20 protein-coding genes are annotated in these 21,243 nt (G+C 70.5%); 9 read left to right on the top strand and 11 right to left on the bottom strand.

Features of this window, described 5'->3' with window-relative positions; translation table 11 throughout:
- The first annotated feature begins 335 nt into the window (after nt 1–335).
- Both OG841_RS20860 and OG841_RS20855 read left to right on the top strand, forming a co-directional pair.
- A complete protein-coding gene (locus OG841_RS20860; protein WP_057612449.1) occupies nt 336–2,861 on the top strand; it encodes an ATP-dependent Clp protease ATP-binding subunit in 2,526 nt (841 codons plus the stop codon).
- Between the two features lie 57 nt (nt 2,862–2,918).
- Complete coding sequence (locus tag OG841_RS20855) at nt 2,919–3,068, top strand: hypothetical protein (protein WP_328640126.1); 150 nt, start codon at nt 2,919–2,921, stop codon at nt 3,066–3,068.
- Nucleotides 3,069–3,565: 497 nt separating this feature from the next.
- Here the strand turns inward: OG841_RS20855 and OG841_RS20850 are convergent, their stop codons facing one another.
- A complete protein-coding gene (locus OG841_RS20850; RefSeq protein ID WP_371566472.1) occupies nt 3,566–3,853 on the bottom strand; it encodes a hypothetical protein in 288 nt (95 codons plus the stop codon).
- Nucleotides 3,854–3,898: 45 nt separating this feature from the next.
- A complete protein-coding gene (locus OG841_RS20845) occupies nt 3,899–4,531 on the bottom strand; it encodes an HAD family acid phosphatase (protein ID WP_328640128.1) in 633 nt (210 codons plus the stop codon).
- A gap of 373 nt (nt 4,532–4,904) precedes the next feature.
- Here OG841_RS20845 and OG841_RS20840 point away from each other — a divergent pair, with 373 nt between their 5' ends.
- Nucleotides 4,905–5,453 carry a M23 family metallopeptidase gene (locus tag OG841_RS20840; protein WP_328640129.1) on the top strand — a complete coding sequence of 183 codons (549 nt, stop codon included), beginning with the start codon at nt 4,905–4,907 and terminating at the stop codon, nt 5,451–5,453.
- 12 nt (nt 5,454–5,465) lie between these two features.
- Here OG841_RS20840 and OG841_RS20835 read toward each other — a convergent pair whose 3' ends face one another.
- Nucleotides 5,466–6,062, bottom strand: coding sequence for a TetR/AcrR family transcriptional regulator (locus OG841_RS20835; protein ID WP_328640130.1), 597 nt, complete (start codon nt 6,060–6,062; stop codon nt 5,466–5,468).
- Between the two features lie 143 nt (nt 6,063–6,205).
- On the opposite strand from OG841_RS20835, the gene OG841_RS20830 reads away from it, so the two are divergent.
- The 4 genes from OG841_RS20830 to OG841_RS20815 all read left to right on the top strand — a co-directional run bounded on the left by OG841_RS20830 (nt 6,206) and on the right by OG841_RS20815 (nt 9,691).
- A complete protein-coding gene (locus OG841_RS20830) occupies nt 6,206–7,771 on the top strand; it encodes an MDR family MFS transporter (RefSeq protein ID WP_328640131.1) in 1,566 nt (521 codons plus the stop codon).
- Between the two features lie 104 nt (nt 7,772–7,875).
- Nucleotides 7,876–8,370, top strand: a complete 495-nt coding sequence (locus tag OG841_RS20825; protein WP_328640132.1) for a helix-turn-helix transcriptional regulator — start codon at nt 7,876–7,878, stop codon at nt 8,368–8,370.
- On the top strand, nt 8,367–8,801 hold the full coding sequence (locus OG841_RS20820; protein ID WP_328640133.1) for a VOC family protein: 435 nt from the start codon (nt 8,367–8,369) through the stop codon (nt 8,799–8,801). Before OG841_RS20825 ends, OG841_RS20820 begins: the two co-directional genes overlap by 4 nt.
- Nucleotides 8,798–9,691 carry a class I SAM-dependent methyltransferase gene (locus tag OG841_RS20815; RefSeq protein ID WP_371566468.1) on the top strand — a complete coding sequence of 298 codons (894 nt, stop codon included), beginning with the start codon at nt 8,798–8,800 and terminating at the stop codon, nt 9,689–9,691. Before OG841_RS20820 ends, OG841_RS20815 begins: the two co-directional genes overlap by 4 nt.
- A 226-nt stretch (nt 9,692–9,917) precedes the next feature.
- On the opposite strand, the gene cseC is transcribed toward OG841_RS20815, so the two are convergent.
- From cseC to OG841_RS20790, 5 genes are all read right to left on the bottom strand, one after another.
- A complete protein-coding gene (gene cseC, locus OG841_RS20810; RefSeq protein ID WP_328640134.1) occupies nt 9,918–11,252 on the bottom strand; it encodes a two-component system sensor histidine kinase CseC in 1,335 nt (444 codons plus the stop codon).
- Nucleotides 11,253–11,267: 15 nt separating this feature from the next.
- On the bottom strand, nt 11,268–11,972 hold the full coding sequence (cseB, locus tag OG841_RS20805; protein ID WP_059209193.1) for a two-component system response regulator CseB: 705 nt from the start codon (nt 11,970–11,972) through the stop codon (nt 11,268–11,270).
- Between the two features lie 66 nt (nt 11,973–12,038).
- Nucleotides 12,039–12,716, bottom strand: a complete 678-nt coding sequence (locus OG841_RS20800) for a hypothetical protein (RefSeq protein ID WP_365123167.1) — start codon at nt 12,714–12,716, stop codon at nt 12,039–12,041.
- A complete protein-coding gene (locus tag OG841_RS20795) occupies nt 12,701–13,243 on the bottom strand; it encodes a SigE family RNA polymerase sigma factor (RefSeq protein WP_020122536.1) in 543 nt (180 codons plus the stop codon). The genes OG841_RS20800 and OG841_RS20795 overlap by 16 nt, the downstream gene beginning before the upstream one ends.
- A 236-nt stretch (nt 13,244–13,479) precedes the next feature.
- Entirely contained in the window at nt 13,480–14,427 is a 948-nt protein-coding gene (locus OG841_RS20790) for an A/G-specific adenine glycosylase (RefSeq protein ID WP_371566465.1), read from the bottom strand.
- Between the two features lie 346 nt (nt 14,428–14,773).
- Here OG841_RS20790 and OG841_RS20785 point away from each other — a divergent pair, with 346 nt between their 5' ends.
- Nucleotides 14,774–15,628 carry a hypothetical protein gene (locus OG841_RS20785; protein ID WP_328640137.1) on the top strand — a complete coding sequence of 285 codons (855 nt, stop codon included), beginning with the start codon at nt 14,774–14,776 and terminating at the stop codon, nt 15,626–15,628.
- A gap of 60 nt (nt 15,629–15,688) precedes the next feature.
- Here the strand turns inward: OG841_RS20785 and disA are convergent, their stop codons facing one another.
- The gene (disA, locus tag OG841_RS20780; RefSeq protein ID WP_328640138.1) at nt 15,689–16,813 is read right to left on the bottom strand and encodes a DNA integrity scanning diadenylate cyclase DisA; all 1,125 of its coding nucleotides are present in this window, start codon (nt 16,811–16,813) and stop codon (nt 15,689–15,691) included.
- 80 nt (nt 16,814–16,893) lie between these two features.
- Complete coding sequence (radA, locus tag OG841_RS20775) at nt 16,894–18,303, bottom strand: DNA repair protein RadA (protein WP_371566462.1); 1,410 nt, start codon at nt 18,301–18,303, stop codon at nt 16,894–16,896.
- Between the two features lie 276 nt (nt 18,304–18,579).
- Here radA and OG841_RS20770 point away from each other — a divergent pair, with 276 nt between their 5' ends.
- A complete protein-coding gene (locus OG841_RS20770; RefSeq protein WP_328640140.1) occupies nt 18,580–20,256 on the top strand; it encodes a BACON domain-containing protein in 1,677 nt (558 codons plus the stop codon).
- 91 nt (nt 20,257–20,347) lie between these two features.
- On the opposite strand, the gene OG841_RS20765 is transcribed toward OG841_RS20770, so the two are convergent.
- Nucleotides 20,348–21,205, bottom strand: a complete 858-nt coding sequence (locus OG841_RS20765; RefSeq protein ID WP_365123651.1) for a hypothetical protein — start codon at nt 21,203–21,205, stop codon at nt 20,348–20,350.
- Between the last annotated feature and the right edge of the window lie 38 nt (nt 21,206–21,243).

Below are 21,243 nucleotides of genomic sequence, written 5' to 3'. Positions count from 1 at the left end.
GGTGCAAGGTTGTTCGCCCATAGCGGAGGGACAGGGGGCGTGCGGCATGGAGTGTCGGTCCGCGCGGGTAAGACATCCCTAGTGGGAGGGGGCGACACGCAGGAAAGGCCGTCTCACGTTCGCCATCGGCGTACTGGCGACTGGGGTAACTGCCTGGCCTGCGGGAACATCGTCTCGCACCATCGGGTTGGAGCAGATGTCGGCGTTCGGGGTCAGGAGGCCAAGGACGGTGTCGGCAGTTGGAATGAGCGGTCCCCGCTTGCGGGACTAAGCTGCGGAAGGACAGGGAGGGGAAGTTCCCCCCACTGCCTGACCGCTCTGAGGAGCGATTAACGATGTTCGAGAGGTTCACCGACCGCGCGCGGCGGGTTGTCGTCCTGGCTCAGGAAGAAGCCCGGATGCTCAACCACAACTACATCGGCACCGAGCACATCCTCCTGGGCCTGATCCACGAGGGTGAGGGTGTCGCCGCCAAGGCCCTTGAGAGCCTCGGGATTTCGCTCGAGGCGGTCCGCCAGCAGGTGGAGGAGATCATCGGGCAGGGGCAGCAGGCCCCGTCCGGGCACATCCCCTTCACCCCCCGTGCCAAGAAGGTCCTGGAGCTGTCGCTCCGCGAGGCCCTTCAGCTGGGCCACAACTACATCGGCACGGAGCACATCCTGCTCGGCCTGATCCGTGAGGGCGAGGGCGTCGCCGCCCAGGTCCTGGTCAAGCTGGGCGCTGATCTCAACCGGGTGCGGCAGCAGGTCATCCAGCTGCTCTCCGGTTACCAGGGCAAGGAGACCGCCACCGCCGGCGGGCCTGCCGAGGGCACCCCCTCGACGTCCCTGGTCCTCGACCAGTTCGGCCGGAACCTCACCCAGGCCGCTCGTGAGTCCAAGCTCGACCCGGTCATCGGGCGCGAGAAGGAGATCGAGCGGGTCATGCAGGTGCTGTCCCGCCGTACCAAGAACAACCCGGTCCTGATCGGTGAGCCCGGCGTCGGCAAGACCGCCGTCGTCGAGGGCCTCGCCCAGGCCATCGTCAAGGGCGAGGTGCCCGAGACGCTGAAGGACAAGCACCTCTACACGCTTGACCTCGGCGCGCTGGTCGCCGGCTCCCGCTACCGCGGTGACTTCGAGGAGCGCCTGAAGAAGGTGCTCAAGGAGATCCGTACCCGCGGCGACATCATCCTGTTCATCGACGAGCTGCACACGCTGGTCGGTGCGGGTGCCGCCGAGGGCGCCATCGACGCCGCTTCGATCCTGAAGCCGATGCTGGCCCGCGGTGAGCTCCAGACCATCGGTGCGACCACCCTGGACGAGTACCGCAAGCACCTGGAGAAGGACGCGGCCCTCGAGCGCCGCTTCCAGCCCATCCAGGTCGCGGAGCCGTCCCTGCCGCACACGATCGAGATCCTCAAGGGTCTGCGTGACCGGTACGAGGCGCACCACCGCGTCTCCATCACCGACGAGGCGCTGGTCCAGGCCGCCACCCTGGCCGACCGGTACATCTCGGACCGCTTCCTGCCGGACAAGGCGATCGACCTGATCGACGAGGCCGGTTCCCGGATGCGCATCCGCCGGATGACCGCGCCGCCGGACCTGCGCGAGTTCGACGAGAAGATCGCCGGCGTGCGCCGCGACAAGGAGTCCGCGATCGACTCGCAGGACTTCGAGAAGGCCGCCTCCCTCCGCGACAAGGAGAAGCAGCTCCTGGCCGCCAAGGCCAAGCGGGAGAAGGAGTGGAAGGCCGGCGACATGGACGTCGTCGCCGAGGTCGACGGCGAGCTGATCGCCGAGGTCCTCGCGACCGCCACCGGCATCCCGGTCTTCAAGCTGACCGAGGAGGAGTCCTCGCGTCTGCTGCGCATGGAGGACGAGCTCCACAAGCGGGTCATCGGCCAGGTCGACGCCGTCAAGGCGCTGTCGAAGGCGATCCGTCGTACGCGTGCCGGTCTGAAGGACCCGAAGCGTCCCGGTGGTTCGTTCATCTTCGCCGGCCCGTCCGGTGTCGGTAAGACCGAGCTGTCCAAGGCGCTCGCCGAGTTCCTCTTCGGTGACGAGGACGCGCTGATCTCCCTCGACATGTCGGAGTTCAGCGAGAAGCACACGGTCTCGCGGCTCTTCGGTTCGCCCCCCGGCTACGTGGGCTACGAAGAGGGTGGCCAGCTGACGGAGAAGGTGCGGCGCAAGCCGTTCTCGGTGGTCCTCTTCGACGAGGTCGAGAAGGCCCACCCGGACATCTTCAACTCGCTGCTGCAGATCCTGGAGGACGGTCGCCTGACCGACTCCCAGGGCCGGGTCGTGGACTTCAAGAACACGGTCATCATCATGACGACCAACCTCGGCACCCGGGACATCTCCAAGGGCTTCAACCTGGGCTTCGCGGCCTCGGGCGACAAGAAGACCAACTACGAGCGCATGAAGAACAAGGTCTCGGACGAGCTCAAGCAGCACTTCCGGCCCGAGTTCCTCAACCGCGTCGACGACGTGGTCGTCTTCCCGCAGCTGACCCAGGCCGACATCCTCCAGATCGTCGACCTGATGATCGGCAAGGTGGACGAGCGCCTCAAGGACCGGGACATGGGCATCGAGCTCTCCCAGTCCGCCAAGGAGCTGCTGTCCACGAAGGGGTACGACCAGGTGCTGGGTGCGCGACCGCTGCGTCGCACGATCCAGCGCGAGATCGAGGACACGCTCTCGGAGAAGATCCTCTTCGGCGAGCTGCGTCCCGGTCACATCGTGGTCGTCGACACGGAGGGCGAGGGCGAGACCCAGACCTTCACCTTCCGCGGTGAGGAGAAGGCGGCGCTGCCCGACGTCCCGCCGATCGAGCAGGCGGCCGGCGGTGCCGGTCCGAACCTGAGCAAGGAGGCGTAAGCCTCAGGGCGACGCCAAAAGGGGCCGGTGCTTTTCGAAGCACCGGCCCCTTTCTCTGTGCTCGACCAGGGCGACCTCGACTCCGGGAAGTGCTCGGCCAAGGGGGCGAGCGAGACGGAGAACCCCCGCACGCCCAGCAGCGTCACCGGGCGCAGTGCCGACAGCCGGCGCGTCGACGCGGAGAAGTCCTCGGTGCCGGGGCGATGAGCCCTGCGCCCCGCAAGGGCGCCTTCGCAGACCCGTGTGGTCCGTGCTCAGCCTGCCCAGGGAGAGCCGTTCCAGCGGGGCGAGCCGGTCGAGGCCGTACGCCGGGAAGGGCGGCTCTCCCGGGGACTCCATGGCCGCGCGGACCCCGCTGCGGGCCAGGAGCGGACCTCCTGCTCGCCGTGCGTGCGCTGCTCGCCCCGCGAGGAGGCGAGGGTGGAAAGCCGGACGGATTCGTCCACCACGTCGGCGCCGGGACCGTCCGGGGTCCGTGCTCAGCCTGCCCAGGGAGAGCCGTTCCAGCGGGGCGAGCCGGTCGAGGCCGTACGCCGGGAAGGGCGGCTCTCCCGGGGACTCCATGGTCGCGCGGACCCCGCTGCGGGCCAGGAGCGGACCTCCTGCTCGCCGTGCGTGCGCTGCTCGCCCCGCGAGGAGGCGAGGGCGGAAAGCCGGACGGATGCGTCCACCACGTCGGCGCCGGGACCGTCCGGGGTCCGTGCTCAGCCTGCCCAGGGAGAGCCGTTCCAGCGGGGCGAGCCGGTCGAGGCCGTACGCCGGGAAGGGCGGCTCTCCCGGGGACTCCATGGCCGCGCGGACCCCGCTGCGGGCCAGGAGCGGACCTTCTGCTCGCCGTGCGTGCGCTGCTCGCCCCGCGAGGAGGCGAGGGTGGAAAGCCGGACGGATTCGTCCACCACGTCGGCGCCGGGACCGTCCGGCCGGAAGGGCTTCCTCACCAGCCGGCCGACCAGACCGGACGCCGGTTTGCTGCCGAGTACCGCCGGCTCCATCCGCCACCCCCGTAGGGGCCGCGACGGATGGAGCCCAGCCGGAGGTCAGGACAACTGGCCGTCGTAGTCCGGGAGTTTGTAGGTCTTCTCGGCGTGGCCGCCCGACAGGTCGGTGGCGCTGTTGCCGATGTTCGCGATGATCGTGTAGCCCTTGTTCTCGATGTCGACGCGCTGGGCGGTCTTGTAGGCGGCGACGTCCTTGAAGAGGTCGATGAAGTTGCGGACGTAGAGGCCGCTGACCTGGTAACCGACGTGCTTGAGGTTGTAGTTGGTCACCGAGGCGATGATGTCGGGGCGGGCCGTCACGAAGAACAGGGATACGCCGTGCTCCTGGGCGTACTTCGCGACGTCCAGGACGGGCTTGTTGGCCGGCGCGGGGTAGCTGAAGCCGAAGTCCGTCTCCAGGGTGGTGTTGTCGATGTCGAAGACGATCGCCTGCTTCTCGCCCGGCTTGGTGGCGGCGATACGTGTCTTCAGGTAGGGGAGGGCCTGGCCCATCACGGCCTGGCAGTCGGTCTGCCAGGTGGCGTAGTCGACGTCTTCGGCGGCGGCCGACGCGGTCGGGGAAGCGCTGGTGGTCGTCGTCGCGGCCTCGGCGGGGGCGGCCAGGGCGACGAGTGCGGCTGCGGAGACGGTGCTCACGGCTATGCGGTGCGCCCAGGGGCGTCGGCTTGTCACGGTGGTGGGGGTCCTCTCACGTCCGGAAACGCTGCAGTTGTCGCGTGCATGTTTGTTGGTGAGGGTGGCGCGAGGGGAACCGTAGGGTTACTGGTTGGTAGGAAGCTAGAGGCGTGCATCACATGGCACGGCTTTTGCCTTTGGGTCGCCGGTGACTTGCCGCACAGGCGATTTGTCCGTTACTAGGCGGAATAGTGGAGGGATCCGGGGAGGAAAAGGACTTCTCGCCCGGCCCGACGAGACCTGTTACTACAGTCCGTCGTAGATGTGCTGTTTGGGGGTTTTTGACCCCCGGGGGTACCAAGGGTTGTCCCATCCGGTCGCCGCTGTGCGCCGGATGGTTTTCCTGTCCCCCGGCTTTCATGAGGTTCTGATGTTCCAGCGCGTCTTCAACCGCTCTTCCCGTACGTCCATGCTCCGCACCCGTGTTGCCGTCGTGGCCGCGTCCGTCGGGACGACGGTCGCGCTGGGGGCCGGAGTCGCCTCGGCCGCGTCCTCCTCGGCCTCCTGGGTCGACCCGGTGAAGAAGTACACGCTCAGCGCGAGCTACGCGCAGGCCGGGAGCATGTGGCACTCCACCCACAGCGGGCAGGACTTCGCCGTGCCGAGCGGTACGACCGTCGTCGCCGCGCACGGCGGGACCGTCGTCAAGGCGGGCCCGAGGGGTGCCGGTGACGGTTCCGCCTACGGCAACGCCATAGTGATCAAGCACGGCAAGGGGAAGTACTCGCAGTACGCCCACCTCTCCCGGATCAAGGTCAAGGTCGGCCAGGTCGTCAAGACCGGCCAGCGCATCGCCCTCTCCGGCAACACCGGCAATTCCAGCGGCCCGCACCTGCACTTCGAGATCCGCACGACCGCCAACTACGGCTCTGCGATAGACCCGGTCGCCTTCCTGCGGGCCAAGGGCGTCAAGGTCTGAGCGGCTGACCGCCTACGCGTTCGCACTGCCCCGGTGGGCCTGGGTGACCAGGTCCGTCGCCACCTCCAGGACCGCCTTGCGCTTGGCCTCCGGGTCGGCGGTGATGTCCTGGAGGAAGAACATCCCGGCGTGCATCGTGAAGATCGCGCTGACGCAGCGGACCTGGTCGGTCAGGTCCGCTTCCGGATCGATGATGATCTCGCGCAGCCCCTGCATGCGTTCCTTGAAGGTCTCGCCGACGCGCAGTTCGCGGACCGCCGCCTGGTTCTCCTGCATGAAGCGGAACAGCGGTGCCGCGCCGGACAGGATCTCGCTGTAGCGCCGTACGATCTCCTGCTTGGTCTCCAGCGTGTGCGGCTGTCTTCTGCCCCACTCGATCAGGTCGAGGATCGGCTGCGTCAGATCGTCGAAGATGCTGACGAGGATCTCTTCCTTGGTCTTGAAGTGGTAGTAGAGCGCCGCCTTGGTGACATCCAGGTGCTCGGCGATCTCCCGCAGGGACGTCTTCTCGTAGCCCTGCTCCGCGAAGAGTCCGAGGGCCACGTCCTGGATGCGCTGGCGCGTGTTGCCGCGGCGCTGCTGCTTCGTGACGTCCATGGTGCCGCCCATCCTCGTGCTCCTCGGCTTTCCATAAAACTTACTTGACGCCCGGCTAGTTACGCGTCTACCTTCCCCAGTGTAGTCAACTAGCCGGGCGGCAAGTAAGTGCCCCGGCGGGGGCAGTACCGCAGGACCTCAGGGGAGTGGGAACGATGGCGGACACACAGACGGTCGAGACGGAACCGGAAAAGAAACAGCGCAGCGTGCGGGTCGTCCTGCTCGCGCTGATGATCACCATGATGCTCGCGATGCTGGACAACATGATCGTGGGCACCGCGATGCCGACGATCGTGGGCGAGCTCGGCGGGCTCGAACACCTCTCGTGGGTCGTGACGGCCTACACGCTGGCCACCGCGGCCGCCACCCCGCTCTGGGGCAAGCTCGGCGACATGTACGGCCGCAAGGGCGTCTTCATGACGTCGATCGTGCTCTTCCTGATCGGCTCCGCGCTCAGCGGTATGGCCCAGGACATGGGGCAGCTCATCGGTTTCCGGGCCGTGCAGGGCCTCGGCGCCGGCGGTCTGATGGTCGGCGTGATGGCGATCATCGGTGACCTGATCCCGCCCCGGGAGCGCGGCAAGTACCAGGGCATGATGGCCGGCGTCATGGCGCTCGCGATGATCGGCGGTCCGCTGGTCGGCGGCACCATCACCGACAACTGGGGCTGGCGCTGGTCCTTCTACATCAACCTGCCGCTCGGCGTGGTGGCGCTCGGCCTCATCAGCGTCGTACTGCACCTGCCGGCGAAGCGTGCGCAGGCGCGGATCGACTATCTCGGCGCCGCGCTGCTGACCGTCGGCATCACCTCCATCGTGCTCGTCACCACCTGGGGCGGCACGGAGTACGCCTGGACCTCCGCGCGGATCATGGAGCTGATCGGGATCGGTGTCGCCGCGCTCGTCGGGTTCGTGTTCTGGCAGACCAAGGCGGCCGAGCCGGTCGTGCCGCTGCACATCTTCCGCAGCCGCAACTTCACGCTGATGTCGATCATCGGCTTCATCACCGGATTCGTGATGTTCGGTGCCACCCTCTTCCTGCCGCTGTACCAGCAGTCCGTGCAGGGTGCCTCCGCCACCAACTCCGGGCTGCTGCTCCTGCCGATGCTCGGCGCGATGCTGGTGACCTCGATGGTCGCGGGACGGGTGACCACCAACAGCGGGCGGTACTACGTCTTCCCGGTCCTCGGCAGCGTCCTGATGGTCATCGGGCTGTACCTGCTGTCGACGATGGACACGGGGACCTCGCGGTTCACCTCCGGTGTCCTCATGGCCGTCGTCGGTCTCGGCATGGGCTGCCTGATGCAGATCACCATGCTCGTCGCGCAGAACAGCGTGGAGATGAAGGACATGGGCGTCGCGTCCTCGTCCACCACCCTGTTCCGTACCCTCGGTTCCTCCTTCGGTGTCGCCGTCATGGGCGCGCTGTTCAACCACCGGGTCCAGGACACCATGGCGGAGCGGGGCGGGGCGTTGGGTTCCAAGGTGACCGAGCAGTCCGCGCAGCTGGACGCGAAGAGCCTGGAGAAGTTGCCGGACGCGGTGCGCGAGGCGTACCAGTACGCGGTCTCCGCAGGCACGCACTCGGCGTTCCTGCTCGGATCGATCGTCGCCGTGGTCGCGCTGGTGGCGGCGGTGTTCGTCAAGGAGGTACCGCTGCAGGGCGCGGGACCGCAGAAGTCGGCGGACGACGCGGCGCCGGCTCCGCTGGTCGAGGTCTGAGCCGACCCCGCCGAACCGAAGGCCCCCGGATGGTGTCCGCCCCGGGGGCCTTCTCCGTGCGCGCTCGCGGGTCGATGTCAGTGCCGCGTGCCACCATCGGCCTCATGGACAAGGTGCGGCAGATCCGGCTCGCCAAGGACGCCATGGACCGCGACTGGGCCGATCCGGACCTGGACCTGGACGCCGTCGCGGCGCATGCCGGGTACTCGCGCTATCACTTCCTGCGGGCCTTCAAGGAGGCCTACGGCGAGACGCCCGGGCACTACCTCACGCACCGGCGGATCGAGCGGGCCGAGGAGATGCTGAGGGGGGCCGATCTCAGCGTGACCGAGATCTGCCACCTGGTCGGCTTCAGCAGCCTCGGCACCTTCTCCGCCCGCTTCAAGGCGCGGACCGGGCTCACCCCGAGCGAGTACCGCACCCAGCACGTGGGCCGCGGCGCCTCCCTGATCCCCGGGTGCTACGCCATGCTCTGGGCCGGCGGATTCCCCACCGCGAGAACGGTGAAGAGGACCGCAACTTTGAAGAAGCGGCCCGGCCCCGGCCCTGCCTACGGTGACGGAGAGGAACCCCCGCAGGACAGGAGAGCAGAGCCATGATCCAGGGACTGGGCATCGCCACCGTATGGACCTTCGACCAGCAACGCACGAAGGCCTTCTTCACCGAGAAGCTCGACTTCGAGGTGCGCAGCGAGGTCTCGATGGGCGAGATGACATGGGTCACCGTCAGTGCCAAGGAGCAGCAGGGCCTGGAGCTGGCGCTGATGAGCCTCGACGGCCCCGGTCTGGACCCCGAGTCCGCCGAGGCGCTCAAGAAGCTCGTCGGCAAGGGCGTGATGGGCGCCGGAGCGTTCCGTACGGACGACTGCCGCGGTGACTACGAGACGTTCCGGGCGCGCGGGGTGGAGTTCATCCAGGAACCGCAGGAGCGGCCGTACGGCATCGAGGCGATCTTCCGCGACGACAGCGGCAACTGGTACTCGCTGACCCAGCGCCGCGAGGAGCTCGACTTCTCGAAGGACTGGGCGTGACGGACACCGGGGAGGAACCGGCCGCGGCGGACCACACGGCCGTACGGGTCGCCCTCTGGCGGGCCCTGCACGTCCGCGCGGATCCGCCGCCGCATGTCCTGGAGGACGAGGTCGGGCTGCGGCTCGCGGACCCGGACGACGGCTGGCGCGACCGCCCCGACATGGACGTGGACGCCACACGCCGCACCCGCGCGTCGATCGTGGCCCGGGCCCGGTTCGTCGAGGACCTGGTGGTCGAGGCGGTCGGGCGAGGGGTGGACCAGTACGTCGTCCTCGGCGCCGGCCTCGACACGTTCGCTCAGCGCAGGCCCGAGGTCGCCGCGTCGAGCGGACTGCGGGTCTTCGAGGTCGACCGGCCCGGCCCGCAGGCCTGGAAGCGGCGGCGGCTCATGGACCTCGGGCTCGGCGTCCCCGAGTGGCTGCGGCTGGTGCCGGTCGACTTCGAGGGGGACTGGTGGGGGCGGCTCGTCGAGGCGGGGCTCGATCCCGCGCGGCCCGCGGTGGTGGCCTCCACGGGCGTCACCATGTACCTCACCCGGGAGGCGGTCGCGGCCACGTTCCGCCTGGTCGCCGGACTCGCCCCGGGGTCCACGCTGGTCACGACCTTCCTGCGGCCGGTGGAGGACGTCGAGCCGGAGCAGCGACCACAGCTCGAGGCCGCCGTCGCGGGCGCGCGGGCCGCGGGGACGCCGTTCCTGAGCTTCTTCCAGCCGTCCGAGATCCTGGCCCTGGCCCGCGAGTCCGGCTTCCACGAGGCCCGGCACATGCCGGCGGAGGAGCTGGACCGGCGCTACTTCGAGGGGCGGACGGACGGGGTGCGGCCGTCGAGGGGGGAGGAGCTGATGCTGGCGCACGTCACGGCGGCATCTGATGCCTCCCTGAGGCCGTAGGCGCGTGCTCGGGCAGTCACAGCTGCCGGGACTTCCGCCGGGGCGCCTTGGGGGGCGGACGGACGGGGTGCGACCGTCCAAGAGGGAGGAGCTGATGCTGGCGCACGTCACGGCGGCATCTGATGCCTCCCTGAGGCCGTAGGCGCGTGCTCGGGCAGTCACAGCACGGCTGCCGGGACTTCCGCCGGGGCGCCCGTCGAGGGGGAGGAGCTGATGCTGGTGCAGGTTATGGCAGCATCTGATGACTTCCCGTGGCCGTAGGCGCGTGCTCCGGCAGCCACAGCACCGCCACCGCGCCCTCCGCCGGGGCGCCGTCCAGGGGACCGACCGGACGGACGTTGCGGAACGTCAGCCGTGCCCCCAGCACCCGCGCCTGCCCCGCCGCGATGGTCAGTCCGAGCCCGTGGCCGTGGCCCGCGCGGTCCGCGCTGCCCGTGCGGAAGCGGCTCGGGCCGTCCGCGAGAAGGTCCTCGGGGAAGCCGGGGCCATGATCGCGGACGCGGATGACCCGGCCCTCGACGGTGACCTGGACGGGCGGCTTGCCGTGCCGGGCGGCGTTGGCCAGGAGGTTGAACAGCACGCGCTCCAGGCGGCGCGGGTCGGTCGTGACCTCCGACTCGTGCACCACACGCACCTCGATCCCCGGGTCCTTGGCCGCCACCCGCCGGGCGACGAACTCGCCCAGCAGGATGTCCTGGAGCTCCGCCCGCTCGGAGGCGCCGTCGAGACGGGCCACCTCCAGGACGTCCTCGACGAGGGTGCGCATGGCTTTCGCCCGGTCCAGGACCAGCTCCGTGGGCCGGCCCGGAGGCAGCAGTTCCGCCGCCGTCAGCAGTCCCGTCACCGGTGTCCGCAGCTCGTGCGCGATGTCCGCGGTGACCCGGCGCTCGGCTTCCAGCCGCTGCTGGAGCGCGTCCGCCATGGCGTCCACCGCGCTGGCGAGGTCGTCGGTCTCGTCCCGTACGACCCCGCCGATCGCGTCCCGCACCCGTACGTCCGTCTCGCCCTTGGCCATCTGGTTGGCCGCGGCCGCCGCCTTCCGCAGCCGCCGTGACAGCTGCCCGCCGATGAGCACGCCGAGCGCGCTGCCGCCGAGGACCACCGCGATGGAGCCGATCACCAGGGCCTGGTCGAGATCCTTGAGGATGTCGGTGCTGCGGTCGGTGAACCCGGTGTGCAGGGACAGCACATGGCCGCCCTTGACCGGGACGGCCGCCCAGATGTCCGGGCCGCGGTCGGGCCGGTCGGAGACGTACGTCGCCCGGCGGCCCTCCTCGACCTTCTCGCGCAGCGCGGGCGGCAGATGACGGTCGTCGACCGCGATGCTGGGGAAGTTCGGCTTGCCGGTCAGCTCGTAGTTGCGCTGGGCGATCCGGATCCGCTCGTCCGCGAGGTCGCGCGCGTTGTCCAGCATCGAGACGCGCGCCGCGTTGTGCACGACCAGACTGAGCGCGACCGCCACGAGCGCGCCGACCAGCGCGATGGCCGCGCTCAGCTTCCACCTCAGCCCGGTCCGCACGGCCAGCCGATCGGTCACCGGGCCCCGAAGGATCCCCCGCATCCCAGGTCCCCCCGCTCAGGCCTTCAACTTGTAGCCGAAGCCACGGACCGTCTCGATCCGGTCCTGGCCGATCTTCGTCCGCAGCCGCTGCACATGGACGTCGACGACTCGGGTGTCACCGCCCCAGCCGTAGTCCCACACCCGCTCCAGGAGCTTGTCGCGGGACAGGACCGTGCCGGGCGCGGAGGAGAACTCGAGCAGCAGCCGCATCTCGGTCGGGGTGAGCGCGACCGGCTGCCCGGCTTTGCGCACCTCCATGCCCTCGGTGTCGATCTCCAGCTCGCCGAAGGACAGCACGCCCCCGGCGGCCGCGTCCGCGCTCTCCTCGCCCCGGTCGGCCCCGCCCGCGTGCCCGAAGCGGCGCAGCACCGCACGGATCCGGGCGACCAGGACGGCACCGTCGAACGGCTTGGTGACGTAGTCGTCGGCGCCGGCCTCCAGACCGAGCACCACGTCGATCGAGTCGGCGCGCGCCGACAGCATGATCACCGGCACGGTGGACTCGTCGCGGATACGGCGGCACAGGCTGACCCCGTCCAGGCCCGGGACCATGACGTCCAGCAGGGCGATGTCGGGGCGGTCCGCCCGGAACGCCTCCAGGCCCGACAGTCCGTCGGGCATGGCGGTGACCGCGAAGCCGTCCCGCTCCAGGGCGAGTTGGGTGGCCTCGCGGATGACGTCGTCGTCCTCGACGAACAGCACGTGGGTCTGGTCTGCCATCCGGGTGCTCTCACTCTTCGGTGTCGATGCGGTCACTGGAGGATCGTTCCGGGCGGCCCGATCGGTTCAGTTGTCGGGCACCGGCGTCGGATCCGCGTCGACGGCATCGCTGTAGTCGCTGTGCGTCCGGTAGACGGCGGCGAACTTTCCCGAGGCCCAGCGGTACGTGATCACATTCTCGCCGGACGGGTCCGACACCGCGTCACCCTTTTCATACACCTGTTTGGTCACCACGAGGTCGCCGCGATCGATCTCGGCGTAGACCGGAGGCTCCTCGGTATGGAAGACATTCTGGTACGAACCGCCCTGCTCGCGATACACGTACGAGCCGACGCCCACCAGATCCGCACAGGTCACGACGTTGACGACGACGTCGTTGGCCGAGCCGCCGGTGAGGTCGCCGTAGAACAGGTCGACCGGGTACTGGTGGGCGCCACAGGGCTCCAGATCGCGCTTGACCGCCTCGGAGACCTTCGGGTCCGATCTGAGGAGAGCGACCGCGCTCTTGCGGTCCAGACGGGGGGAGGTCAGGGCGGATGGCAGGGCGGAGGGGGAGGCGTCACCCTCCGCGACCGCGTGTGCCGGACCCTCGTCACGGGTGCCGGTGCCGCCGGTGGCGCAGGCGGAGACGAAAAGGGCGAGGGCGGCCAGCACGACCACCGCCGTGCTTGCCGCCTGGAAGATCCCCCGGACCGGATAGAGGTCCGGCCGGGTGGGCCCGGGCTCGGTCAGGCCGCCGCGCAACGCTCCCGCTCCTCACGCTCCAGCGCGCGTGCGTCCAGATCGCGGGCCTCCAGCTCCTCACGGAGCCGGGCGAGCGCCCGGTGCAGCGTGCTCTTGACCGTTCCGGCCGACATACCGAGGGCGGCGGCCGTCTCCTCCGTGGACATCTGCTCCCAGTGTCGCAGCACCACGACACTGCGCTGCTTGGGGGCGAGCACCTTCATGACGTCCATCAGCAGGGCGCGGTCCGCGTGCTGCTCGGTGGAATCGTCGACCGAGGCGTCCGGGAGCTGCTCGGTCGGCACCTCCTCCAGCTTGCGCGCCCGCCACCACTCCGTGCGGGTGTTGATCATCACCCGGCGCAGATAGGCGTCCGCGAGCCGCTTGTCCTCGATGGTCTCCCAGCGGCCGTACGTCCGCACGAGCGCCGTCTGGAGCAGGTCCTGCGCGTCGACCGGGTCCGGGACCAGACGGCGTGCGCTGCGCAGCAGCGCGTCCTGCCGGGTGCGGACGTACTCCTCGAACTCGAGCACCTCGCCCTGCGCCATGTAGACCGCCTCCTGATCCCCGTTCCGGCAGTCCCTGCCGGTTCTCATCGCGTGTGCGCCGCCCTGGTGTGCGGCATGGCAATCAAGCTACGGAGCTGTTGTCACGGGGCTGTGCGGAGCAGCGCGCGGCTGGCAATAGGCTGTCCGTCGGTTGTGTAACGGAAGCCGAAAAGGGGTAAACCGGCGCGGTGATTCGCGCCGGTTCAGGGGGATTTGCCGGTTGGCTCCGTGTCGGGCTACGTCAACGGCAGCCGATACAAACCACCCGACAGGGGCTCCACGAGCCCGTCCGCGACCAGACCGTCCAGCGCCCGCGCCCGTTGTACCGGTTCGTGCCACACCCGGTCGAGAACCGCCTGCGGCACCGGTGCGTGTGCCTCCCGCAGAACGGCGAGCAGCTTGCCGCGGACCTGGCGATCGGTACCGGCGTACGTCTGCCCGCGCCGCGGCGGCCCGTCGTGCTCGGGCTTGCCCGCGAGCCGCCAGGCGCACTGGGCGGCGATGGGGCAGCGCACGCAGCTCTCGTTCTTGGCCGTGCACACCAGCGCGCCCAGTTCCATCGAGGCGGCGGCCCAGCGGGCGGCGGTGCTCTCGTCCTCCGGCAGCAGCGCGCGGGCGAGCTTGCGCTCGGCGGCCGTCGTGGCGTTCGGCGGGTACCGCACGCCGGTCACCGCCCGCGCGAACACCCGCCGCACATTGGTGTCCAGCACGGCGTGCCGCTGCCCGTACGCGAAGGAGGCGACGGCGGCGGCCGTGTACTCGCCGATCCCGGGCAGCGCGAGCAGCTGCGCGTGCTCCGTCGGTACGTCGCCGCCGTGCCGTCCCGTTATGGCGACCGCGGCGCCGTGCAGCCGCAGCGCCCGGCGCGGATAGCCGAGCCGGCCCCAGGCGCGCACGGCCTCGCCGGGCGCCTCCGCGGCCAGATCGGCGGGCCGCGGCCACCGCGCGAGCCACTGCTCGTAGACCGGCAGCACCCGGTTCACGGGCGTCTGCTGGAGCATGAACTCACTGACCATCACCCCCCACGGACCGGCCTCGGGTCGCCGCCACGGCAGATCCCGGGCGTGCTCGTCGAACCAGTCGATGACGGGGGAGTGCAGGCCCGCTCCGGGAGGAGCGTCGATGATGCCGTCGGCGGGGCTGCTGTCCGGGGGCTGGGGCTGGGGCTTCGTGGGCGCAGTCATGGCCTTCCGATCCTGCCATGCCGGAGGTGGCGGACGGGTGTTCTGAGGGACGGGTCGCTCGGACCGGGTGGACGCCACAGTCGTGGCCAGAGGTGCAAGGCTGCGATCGCGAACACGCCGTACGTCCATGTCCCGGCCGTGGGTCGTCACTCCCCCGGGGATGACCTTCATGGTCACGGACCGTGAGGCGCGGGCCGGTTCGGTCACGATCCGCTGTCGGCACGTGTCAGGCCTGGGGGAAGTCCCGGGCGGGACTGCCGTTTCCGGAATGATGATCCTGAAAAGTTGTGTCGCCCGGCGGCGGGTGAGGGCGGTGAACTCGCCGATCTCTCGTACAGTTTGCGCCGTGGGATCTCTGCGCAATCCGGTCGGGCCGCTTCCCTCCTCCATCTACTGGCGACGGAGGGCCGTCATGCTGTCCGTCCTCGGTGTGCTGGCGTTGCTGATCGCATGGATCGTCAGCTCCGGCGGCGGAGGCGGCAAGAACGGCGCGGACGGGTCCAACGGCAAGCATCCCACCCCCTCGACGATCACCCCCGGACCGTCCGGTTCCGGCCCCGCGATCAGCCAAGCGCCGGGCGGGCGCGACGAGTCGACCACCGGTGGGGACACCGGCGGCGGCTCAGGCTCGGGCTCCGGTTCCGGGACCGGCACGGGGGGCAGCTCGGGCGCCGGTGGTGACACCGGTACGGGCGGCTCAGCCGGGGCAGCCGGGGCCGGCGGAGCCGGTGGCGCGGGGAGTGGCGGTACGGGTACCGGAGTGGGGCAGGGCGACACTCTTCCGGCCGGCTCCACGCTGCCCAACTGCACCGCAGGTGCGGTGAAGTTGAGCGTGCGGAGCCTGCGCAACGCCTACGACCCCGGCCAGAAGCCCACGTTGTTGCTGACCGCGACCAACTCCTCCGGCAGTGACTGCAAGGTCGATCTCGGTCCGAAGCGCGCGGTGTTGACGATCACTCAGGCCGGCGAGGACGACCCCTACTGGTCGTCCGCCGACTGTCCTGTGACCGCGGGCAACCTCGTCTACCGGGCTCCGGCCGGCAGCAGCATCACGTACACCGTGAAGTGGGACCGCAAGCCGAGTGCACCGCAGTGTGCGACACCTGCGGCGGGGTCGGCCGGGGCGGGGACGTACCTGGTGGAGGTCAAGGCGCCGGGGTATGCGACTGCGCAGGCTTCGTTCGTGCTGGAGAACGACTAGCTGGAGAACGACTGGCTGGAGAACGACTGGCTGGAGAACGGCTGAGGGGGCGCCGGCCCCCTAGACGTACCGCTCCAGGATCGAGCTCTCCGCCAGGCGGGACAGGCCCTCTCGGACGCTCCTTGCCCTTGCCTCGCCCACTCCGTCCACCGTCTGCAGGTCGTCCACGCTTGCCGCCAGGAGCTTCTGGAGGCCCCCGAAGTGCTCCACCAGGCGGTCGATGATCGCGCCCGGCAGGCGGGGGACCTTGGCCAGCAGGCGGAAGCCCCGGGGGGAGACGCCCGAGTCGATCGCCTCGGGGGAGCCTGTGTAGCCCAGGGCGCGGGCGACCGTGGGGAGTTCGAGGAGCTCCGCATGGGTCAGGGCATCCAGTTCGTACAGCGCCTGGTCGACCGTGCGGGAGCGCTTCGCGGTGGGTTCGGGGACGTAGTCCCGGACCACCAGTTCGCGTTCCGGCTCCACGCCCGCGATCAACTCGTCCAGCTGGAGGGCGAGGAGGCGGCCGTCCGTGCCGAGTTCGACGACGTACTCGGCGATCTCCGTGGCGATACGGCGGACCATCTCCAGGCGCTGGGCCACGGCCGAGACGTCCCGGACCGTCACGAGGTCCTCGATCTCCAGCGCGGAGAGCGTGCCCGCGACCTCGTCCAGGCGGAGCTTGTAGCGCTCCAGGGTCGCCAGGGCCTGGTTCGCGCGGGACAGGATCGCCGCCGAGTCCTCCAGGACCCGGCGCTGGCCGTCGACGTACAGGGCGATGAGGCGCATCGACTGGGAGACGGAGACGACCGGGAAGCCGACCTGCTTGCTCACGCGGTCCGCGGTGCGGTGCCGGGTGCCCGTCTCCTCCGTCGGGATCGTCGCGTCGGGTACGAACTGCACGCCGGCCCGCAGGATCTTCGACAGGTCGGACGAGAGCACGATGCCGCCGTCCAGCTTGCACAGCTCACGCAGACGCGTGGCCGCGAACTCGACGTCCAGGACGAAACCGCCCGTGCACATCGTCTCCACCGTCTTGTCGAAGCCGAGGATGATGAGTCCGCCGGTGTTGCCGCGCAACACCCGCTCGAGGCCGTCGCGCATGGCGGTGCCGGGGGCCACGGCGCTCAGGGAGGCGCGCATCAGGCCATCGGCACCGGCGCTCCCACCGGACTTTCCGGGAGCTGCTGCCCGGTCGTTGGCTGCCACTGCTCTCCTCCGGTCGCGGGGTCTTGGACGCTCCCGTGTCGTCGTTCGGTTCGTACGGACGGGCGAGACCAGGGCAAAGTCTACCGGCGGTCCTCGTCGTCCCGTGGGGCCTCTCGCCGACGCGAGCGCGGAAGGACCCTCAGGGCGTCCCCTATGTCCGCGACTTCCAGGACCTTCATGCCGGACGGGATCTTGCCGGGATCGCCCGGGACGAGTGCGTGCGTGAAGCCCAGACGGTGTGCCTCGGAGAGCCTGCGCTGGACGCCCGTGACCCGTCTGACCTCGCCCGCGAGGCCCACTTCGCCGATCGCGACGAGGTTCTTGGGCAGCGGGGTGTCGCTGGCCGCCGACGCCAGGGCGAGGGCGACCGCCAGGTCCGCGGCAGGTTCCGAAAGCTTTACACCACCGACCGTCGCGGAGTAGATGTCCCGCTTGCCGAGAGCGCTGATCCGGCCTCGCTGCTCCAGGACGGCGAGCATCATCGAGACACGGGAGGTCTCCAGACCGGAGGTGGTGCGCCGGGGTGAGGGGATCTGTGAGTCGACGGTGAGCGCCTGGACCTCGGCCACCAGGGGGCGCCGGCCCTCCAGGGTGACGGTGAGACAGGTGCCGGGGACCGGTTCGGCCCGACGTGTCAGGAAAAGTCCGCTTGGGTCCGCGAGGCCCGTGATGCCCTCGTCGTGCAGTTCGAAGCAGCCGACCTCATCGGTGGCGCCGTAGCGGTTCTTGACGCCTCGTACGAGCCTGAGGCGCGCGTGCCGGTCGCCCTCGAAGCTGAGGACCACGTCCACGAGGTGCTCGAGCAGGCGAGGACCCGCGATCGCGCCGTCCTTGGTGACATGGCCCACCAGGAGGGTGGACATCCCGCGCTCCTTGGACGCCCGGATCAGTGCCCCGGCCACCTCGCGCACCTGGGCCATGCCACCGGGGGCGCCGTCGATCTCGGGGGAGGCCACCGTCTGCACCGAGTCGAGGATCAGCAGGGACGGCTTCACCGCGTCCAGGTGTCCGAGGACCGCGGACAGGTCGGTCTCGGCGGCGAGATACAGGTCGTCGGCGAGGGCGTGGATACGGTCGGCGCGCAGCCGGACCTGGCTCGCCGACTCCTCGCCGGTCACATAGAGCGTGCGGTGCTCGTCGCTGGCCGACTTGGCCGCCACGTCCAGCAGCAGCGTGGACTTGCCGACGCCGGGTTCGCCCGCGAGGAGCACGACCGCGCCGGGCACGAGGCCGCCGCCGAGCACCCGGTCCAGCTCGGGCACGCCGGTGGAGCGGGCGGTGGCCTGGCGGCCGTCGACCTGGCCGATGGGCACGGCGGAGGTGGTGACGCGGCCGGGTGCCGTCGTACGCACCGCGGGCGCGCCGTACTCCTCGATCGTCCCCCAGGCCTGGCACTCGGGGCAGCGGCCGAGCCACTTGGCCGTCTGCCAGCCGCACTCGGTGCAGCGGTAGGACGGACGCTCCTTGGCGGACTTCGTACGGGCAGCCATGCACGAACCGTAACCGCCGCCACTGACAACCCGGCCCCGCCCGCCGGACGGCATGCACCCCGGCATCCGGCCCGACCCGATCCTCCGGCATCCGGAGCAACCCGGCTTCGGCATCTGCATCACCGCACGCCCCGCGCGTGAACCGGCCACGTCACGACGGGAACGAGCCACGGAATCGCGGGTTCCTGTCCCCTATTGAGGGATCGTTTCACCCGTACGGAGTAAAAGTGCTCGAGGCGCCGGAAGGGGCCATGTTCCGCCCCCTACGGTCCACGGATGATGAGCAGCAGTCCGGAGACCTCGACCCGCACCACCGGCGCGCACCGGGCGCAACGGGAGGAGCGCGACCGCGGTGCCGCGCGCACGGTGGCGCAGGGGCCGCCCGCGCGCTACGAGCCGTACCTGGACGGCCTGTTCACCTACTGCCTGTCCGTGCTGTGCGACCACGACGCGGCGATCGCGGCCCTCGGCGACGTCCTCGCGCTCGCCGAGAGGCGCGGCGGCCCGGAGGCGGCCGGCGACCGCAGGGCCTGGCTGTACGCGCTGGCCCGCTGGGCCTGTCTGCGCAAGCTGGCCGAGGCCAAGCAGAAACGTCAGGCCACCCATGCGGCCGGACGTCACGGAGCGTCCCAGAAGCCCGCCGAACCCCCGGTCGCCGCGGACCTGCAGGAGGCGCGCCGCCGCGAACTCGCCCTGCTGGCCTGGCCGGAGGCGGCCGGAACGACCCCCGAGCAGCGCGAGTCGCTCGAACTCGCCGTACGTCATCACCTCGCCGCCCACGAGGTCGCCGCCGTCCTCGGCATGGACCTCGCCGGCGCCCGCGAACTGCTCGCCTCCGCCGCCTGCGAGGTCGAGCGCACCCGCGCGGCCCTCGCCGTCGTCGAGACCGGCGACTGCCCGAGCGTGGCCCGGCTCACCGGCGACCGCCAGTTCGTGCTCAGCTCGGCCCTGCGCCGGGAACTCGTGCGCCATGTCGACGACTGCCCGCGCTGCCGCCGCAGTGCCGAGCGCGCGATTCCCGGACGCTGGCCCGGAGCCATGACCACGCCCGCCGAGCTGCCCGTGCTCGAAGCGCCGCGCGGGGCGCTGCACATGGCGCCGGCGCACCCGTCACGCGCGCGTGGCGCCGCCGTGCCCCGCTTCGACCGGCGCGGCTTCCCGATGGATCCCAAGGACCGGGCCGCCCGCCGCGACCGCCTGCGCGCGCGTGCCGTCACCACGACCGTCGTCGCCACCGTCGTCGCCGCCCCCGTGCTCGCCCTGTGGGCCGCCTACCGGGGCGGACCCGGCGAGGGGGTCGACGGCCACTCCGCGAGCGCCAGCGAGGCGCACGGACCCGGCAGCCTGGACGGCGAGACGGCGAGCGGCGGCTACCAGAACGCCGGCAACGCCCGCACCGAACCCGGCAGCCGCTTCGCCAAGGACGGCCGCCCCGACGTCTCCGTGGAGGTCGTCAGCGTCGCGGGGGCCGGCAGGAAGGGCGCCGGGCACCTGGAGGTCGGCGCCGGCAACAGCGGCGACACCACGCTGATCACCCTCACCGCGACCGGCGACGCCCCGGTCCGCTGGTCGGCCACCACGGGAGCCTCCTGGCTCTACCTCAGCCGGTCCTCGGGAACCCTGAGACGCGGCGAGTCGTTGACGATCAAGGTGTACGTCGACCATCTGCGCGAGCCCTCCGGCCCCTGGAGCGCGCGCGTGGCGATCGCACCGGCCGGCGCGGTCGTCACCATCCAGGGCTACGGCACGGCGCCCGCACCCTCAGACCCCGGCGAGCCGACGACACCCCCGTCCAGCCCCGGCCCCACGGCCTCGGCGCCCTCGGATCCCACTCCCAGCGACCCTCCGTCCTCGTCGCCCTCCCCGACCGCACCGGACCCCACCTCGTCCGACCCGGCAAGCCCGACGCCCCCTCCCACGGACAGCGGCGACCCGAGCCCGTCCGCGTCCTAGCGGATGCGGCAGAGCCGGGGCCCGTCGGTGGGCAGGGGGCGTGATGTCGGGAGGGAAGGGCCGGCGTGTGCTGTGTCGGGGTGCAGGGCGCTCAGTGGGTCGGGTCCGCCGGATGCGGTGCCAGCAGGGGCAGCTGGGAGGCCAGGCGCTCCTCGCAGAGCTCGACGAGGCGGTCGTAGCCCGCCTTGCCCATCAGCTCGATCAGTTCGGGGCGGTAGGAGACGTACACCGGGTCACCGGCGCCGTGTGCCGAGGTCGCCGACGTGCACCACCAGTGCAGGTCGTGCCCGCCCGGACCCCAGCCGCGCCGGTCGTACTCGCCGATCGACACCTGGAGCACGCGCGTGTCGTCGGGCCGGTCGATCCAGTCGTACGTCCGCCGCACCGGAAGCTGCCAGCAGACGTCCGGCTTGGTCTCCAGCGGCTCACGGCCCTCCTTCAGGGCCAGGATGTGCAGCGAGCAGCCCGCGCCGCCCGCGAAGCCGGGCCGGTTCTGGAAGATGCAGGAGCCCTGGAAGGGCCGGGTCTGCCGGTCACCGTCCTCGTCCTGCGAGATCCAGCCGTTGGCCGTGCCCTCGTCGTGGTGCTGCCAGAGGTCCGGAGTGAGTCGCGCCACATGCTCGGCGACCCGCTTCTCGTCGTCCTCGTCGGAGAAGTGGGCACCCAGCGTGCAGCACCCGTCATCCGCCCGGCCCGCCTGGATGCCCTGGCAGCCGCTGCCGAAGATGCAGTTCCACCGAGAGGTCAGCCATGTCAGATCGCAGCGGAAGACCTGCTCGTCGTCCGCCGGATCCGGGAACTCCACCCACGCGCGTGCGAAGTCGAGCCCCTTCTCGTCGGCCTTCAGAGCCTTCATGGCCTTCCGCGACTGCTTCGGCGGTTTCGCCCGCGAAGGACCGCTGGCGGATTCGGCCGTTTTGTCGTCCTTCACCTTTTTCGTCTTTGGCACGCGTCCAGGGTAAGTCGCCCGAGGCCCCTCCGGAGACA

This window comes from Streptomyces canus (genome assembly GCF_041435015.1).
GTDB lineage: Bacteria > Actinomycetota > Actinomycetes > Streptomycetales > Streptomycetaceae > Streptomyces > Streptomyces canus_G.
This window is presented reverse-complemented; position numbering and strand designations above follow the sequence as displayed.

Bases quoted from the DNA above. Each gene is read 5' to 3' on its own strand.
- OG841_RS20860 (WP_057612449.1), top strand. From the start codon at position 336: ATGTTCGAGAGGTTCACCGACCGCGCGCGGCGGGTTGTCGTCCTGGCT.
- OG841_RS20835 (WP_328640130.1), bottom strand. From the start codon at position 6,062: ATGGGCGGCACCATGGACGTCACGAAGCAGCAGCGCCGCGGCAACACG.
- OG841_RS20770 (WP_328640140.1), top strand. From the start codon at position 18,580: ATGATGAGCAGCAGTCCGGAGACCTCGACCCGCACCACCGGCGCGCAC.
- radA (WP_371566462.1), bottom strand. From the start codon at position 18,303: ATGGCTGCCCGTACGAAGTCCGCCAAGGAGCGTCCGTCCTACCGCTGC.
- OG841_RS20850 (WP_371566472.1), bottom strand. From the start codon at position 3,853: ATGGAGCCGGCGGTACTCGGCAGCAAACCGGCGTCCGGTCTGGTCGGC.
- OG841_RS20840 (WP_328640129.1), top strand. From the start codon at position 4,905: ATGTTCCAGCGCGTCTTCAACCGCTCTTCCCGTACGTCCATGCTCCGC.
- cseC (WP_328640134.1), bottom strand. From the start codon at position 11,252: ATGCGGGGGATCCTTCGGGGCCCGGTGACCGATCGGCTGGCCGTGCGG.
- cseB (WP_059209193.1), bottom strand. From the start codon at position 11,972: ATGGCAGACCAGACCCACGTGCTGTTCGTCGAGGACGACGACGTCATC.
- OG841_RS20830 (WP_328640131.1), top strand. From the start codon at position 6,206: ATGGCGGACACACAGACGGTCGAGACGGAACCGGAAAAGAAACAGCGC.
- OG841_RS20795 (WP_020122536.1), bottom strand. From the start codon at position 13,243: ATGGCGCAGGGCGAGGTGCTCGAGTTCGAGGAGTACGTCCGCACCCGG.
- OG841_RS20790 (WP_371566465.1), bottom strand. From the start codon at position 14,427: ATGACTGCGCCCACGAAGCCCCAGCCCCAGCCCCCGGACAGCAGCCCC.
- OG841_RS20820 (WP_328640133.1), top strand. From the start codon at position 8,367: ATGATCCAGGGACTGGGCATCGCCACCGTATGGACCTTCGACCAGCAA.
- OG841_RS20825 (WP_328640132.1), top strand. From the start codon at position 7,876: ATGGACAAGGTGCGGCAGATCCGGCTCGCCAAGGACGCCATGGACCGC.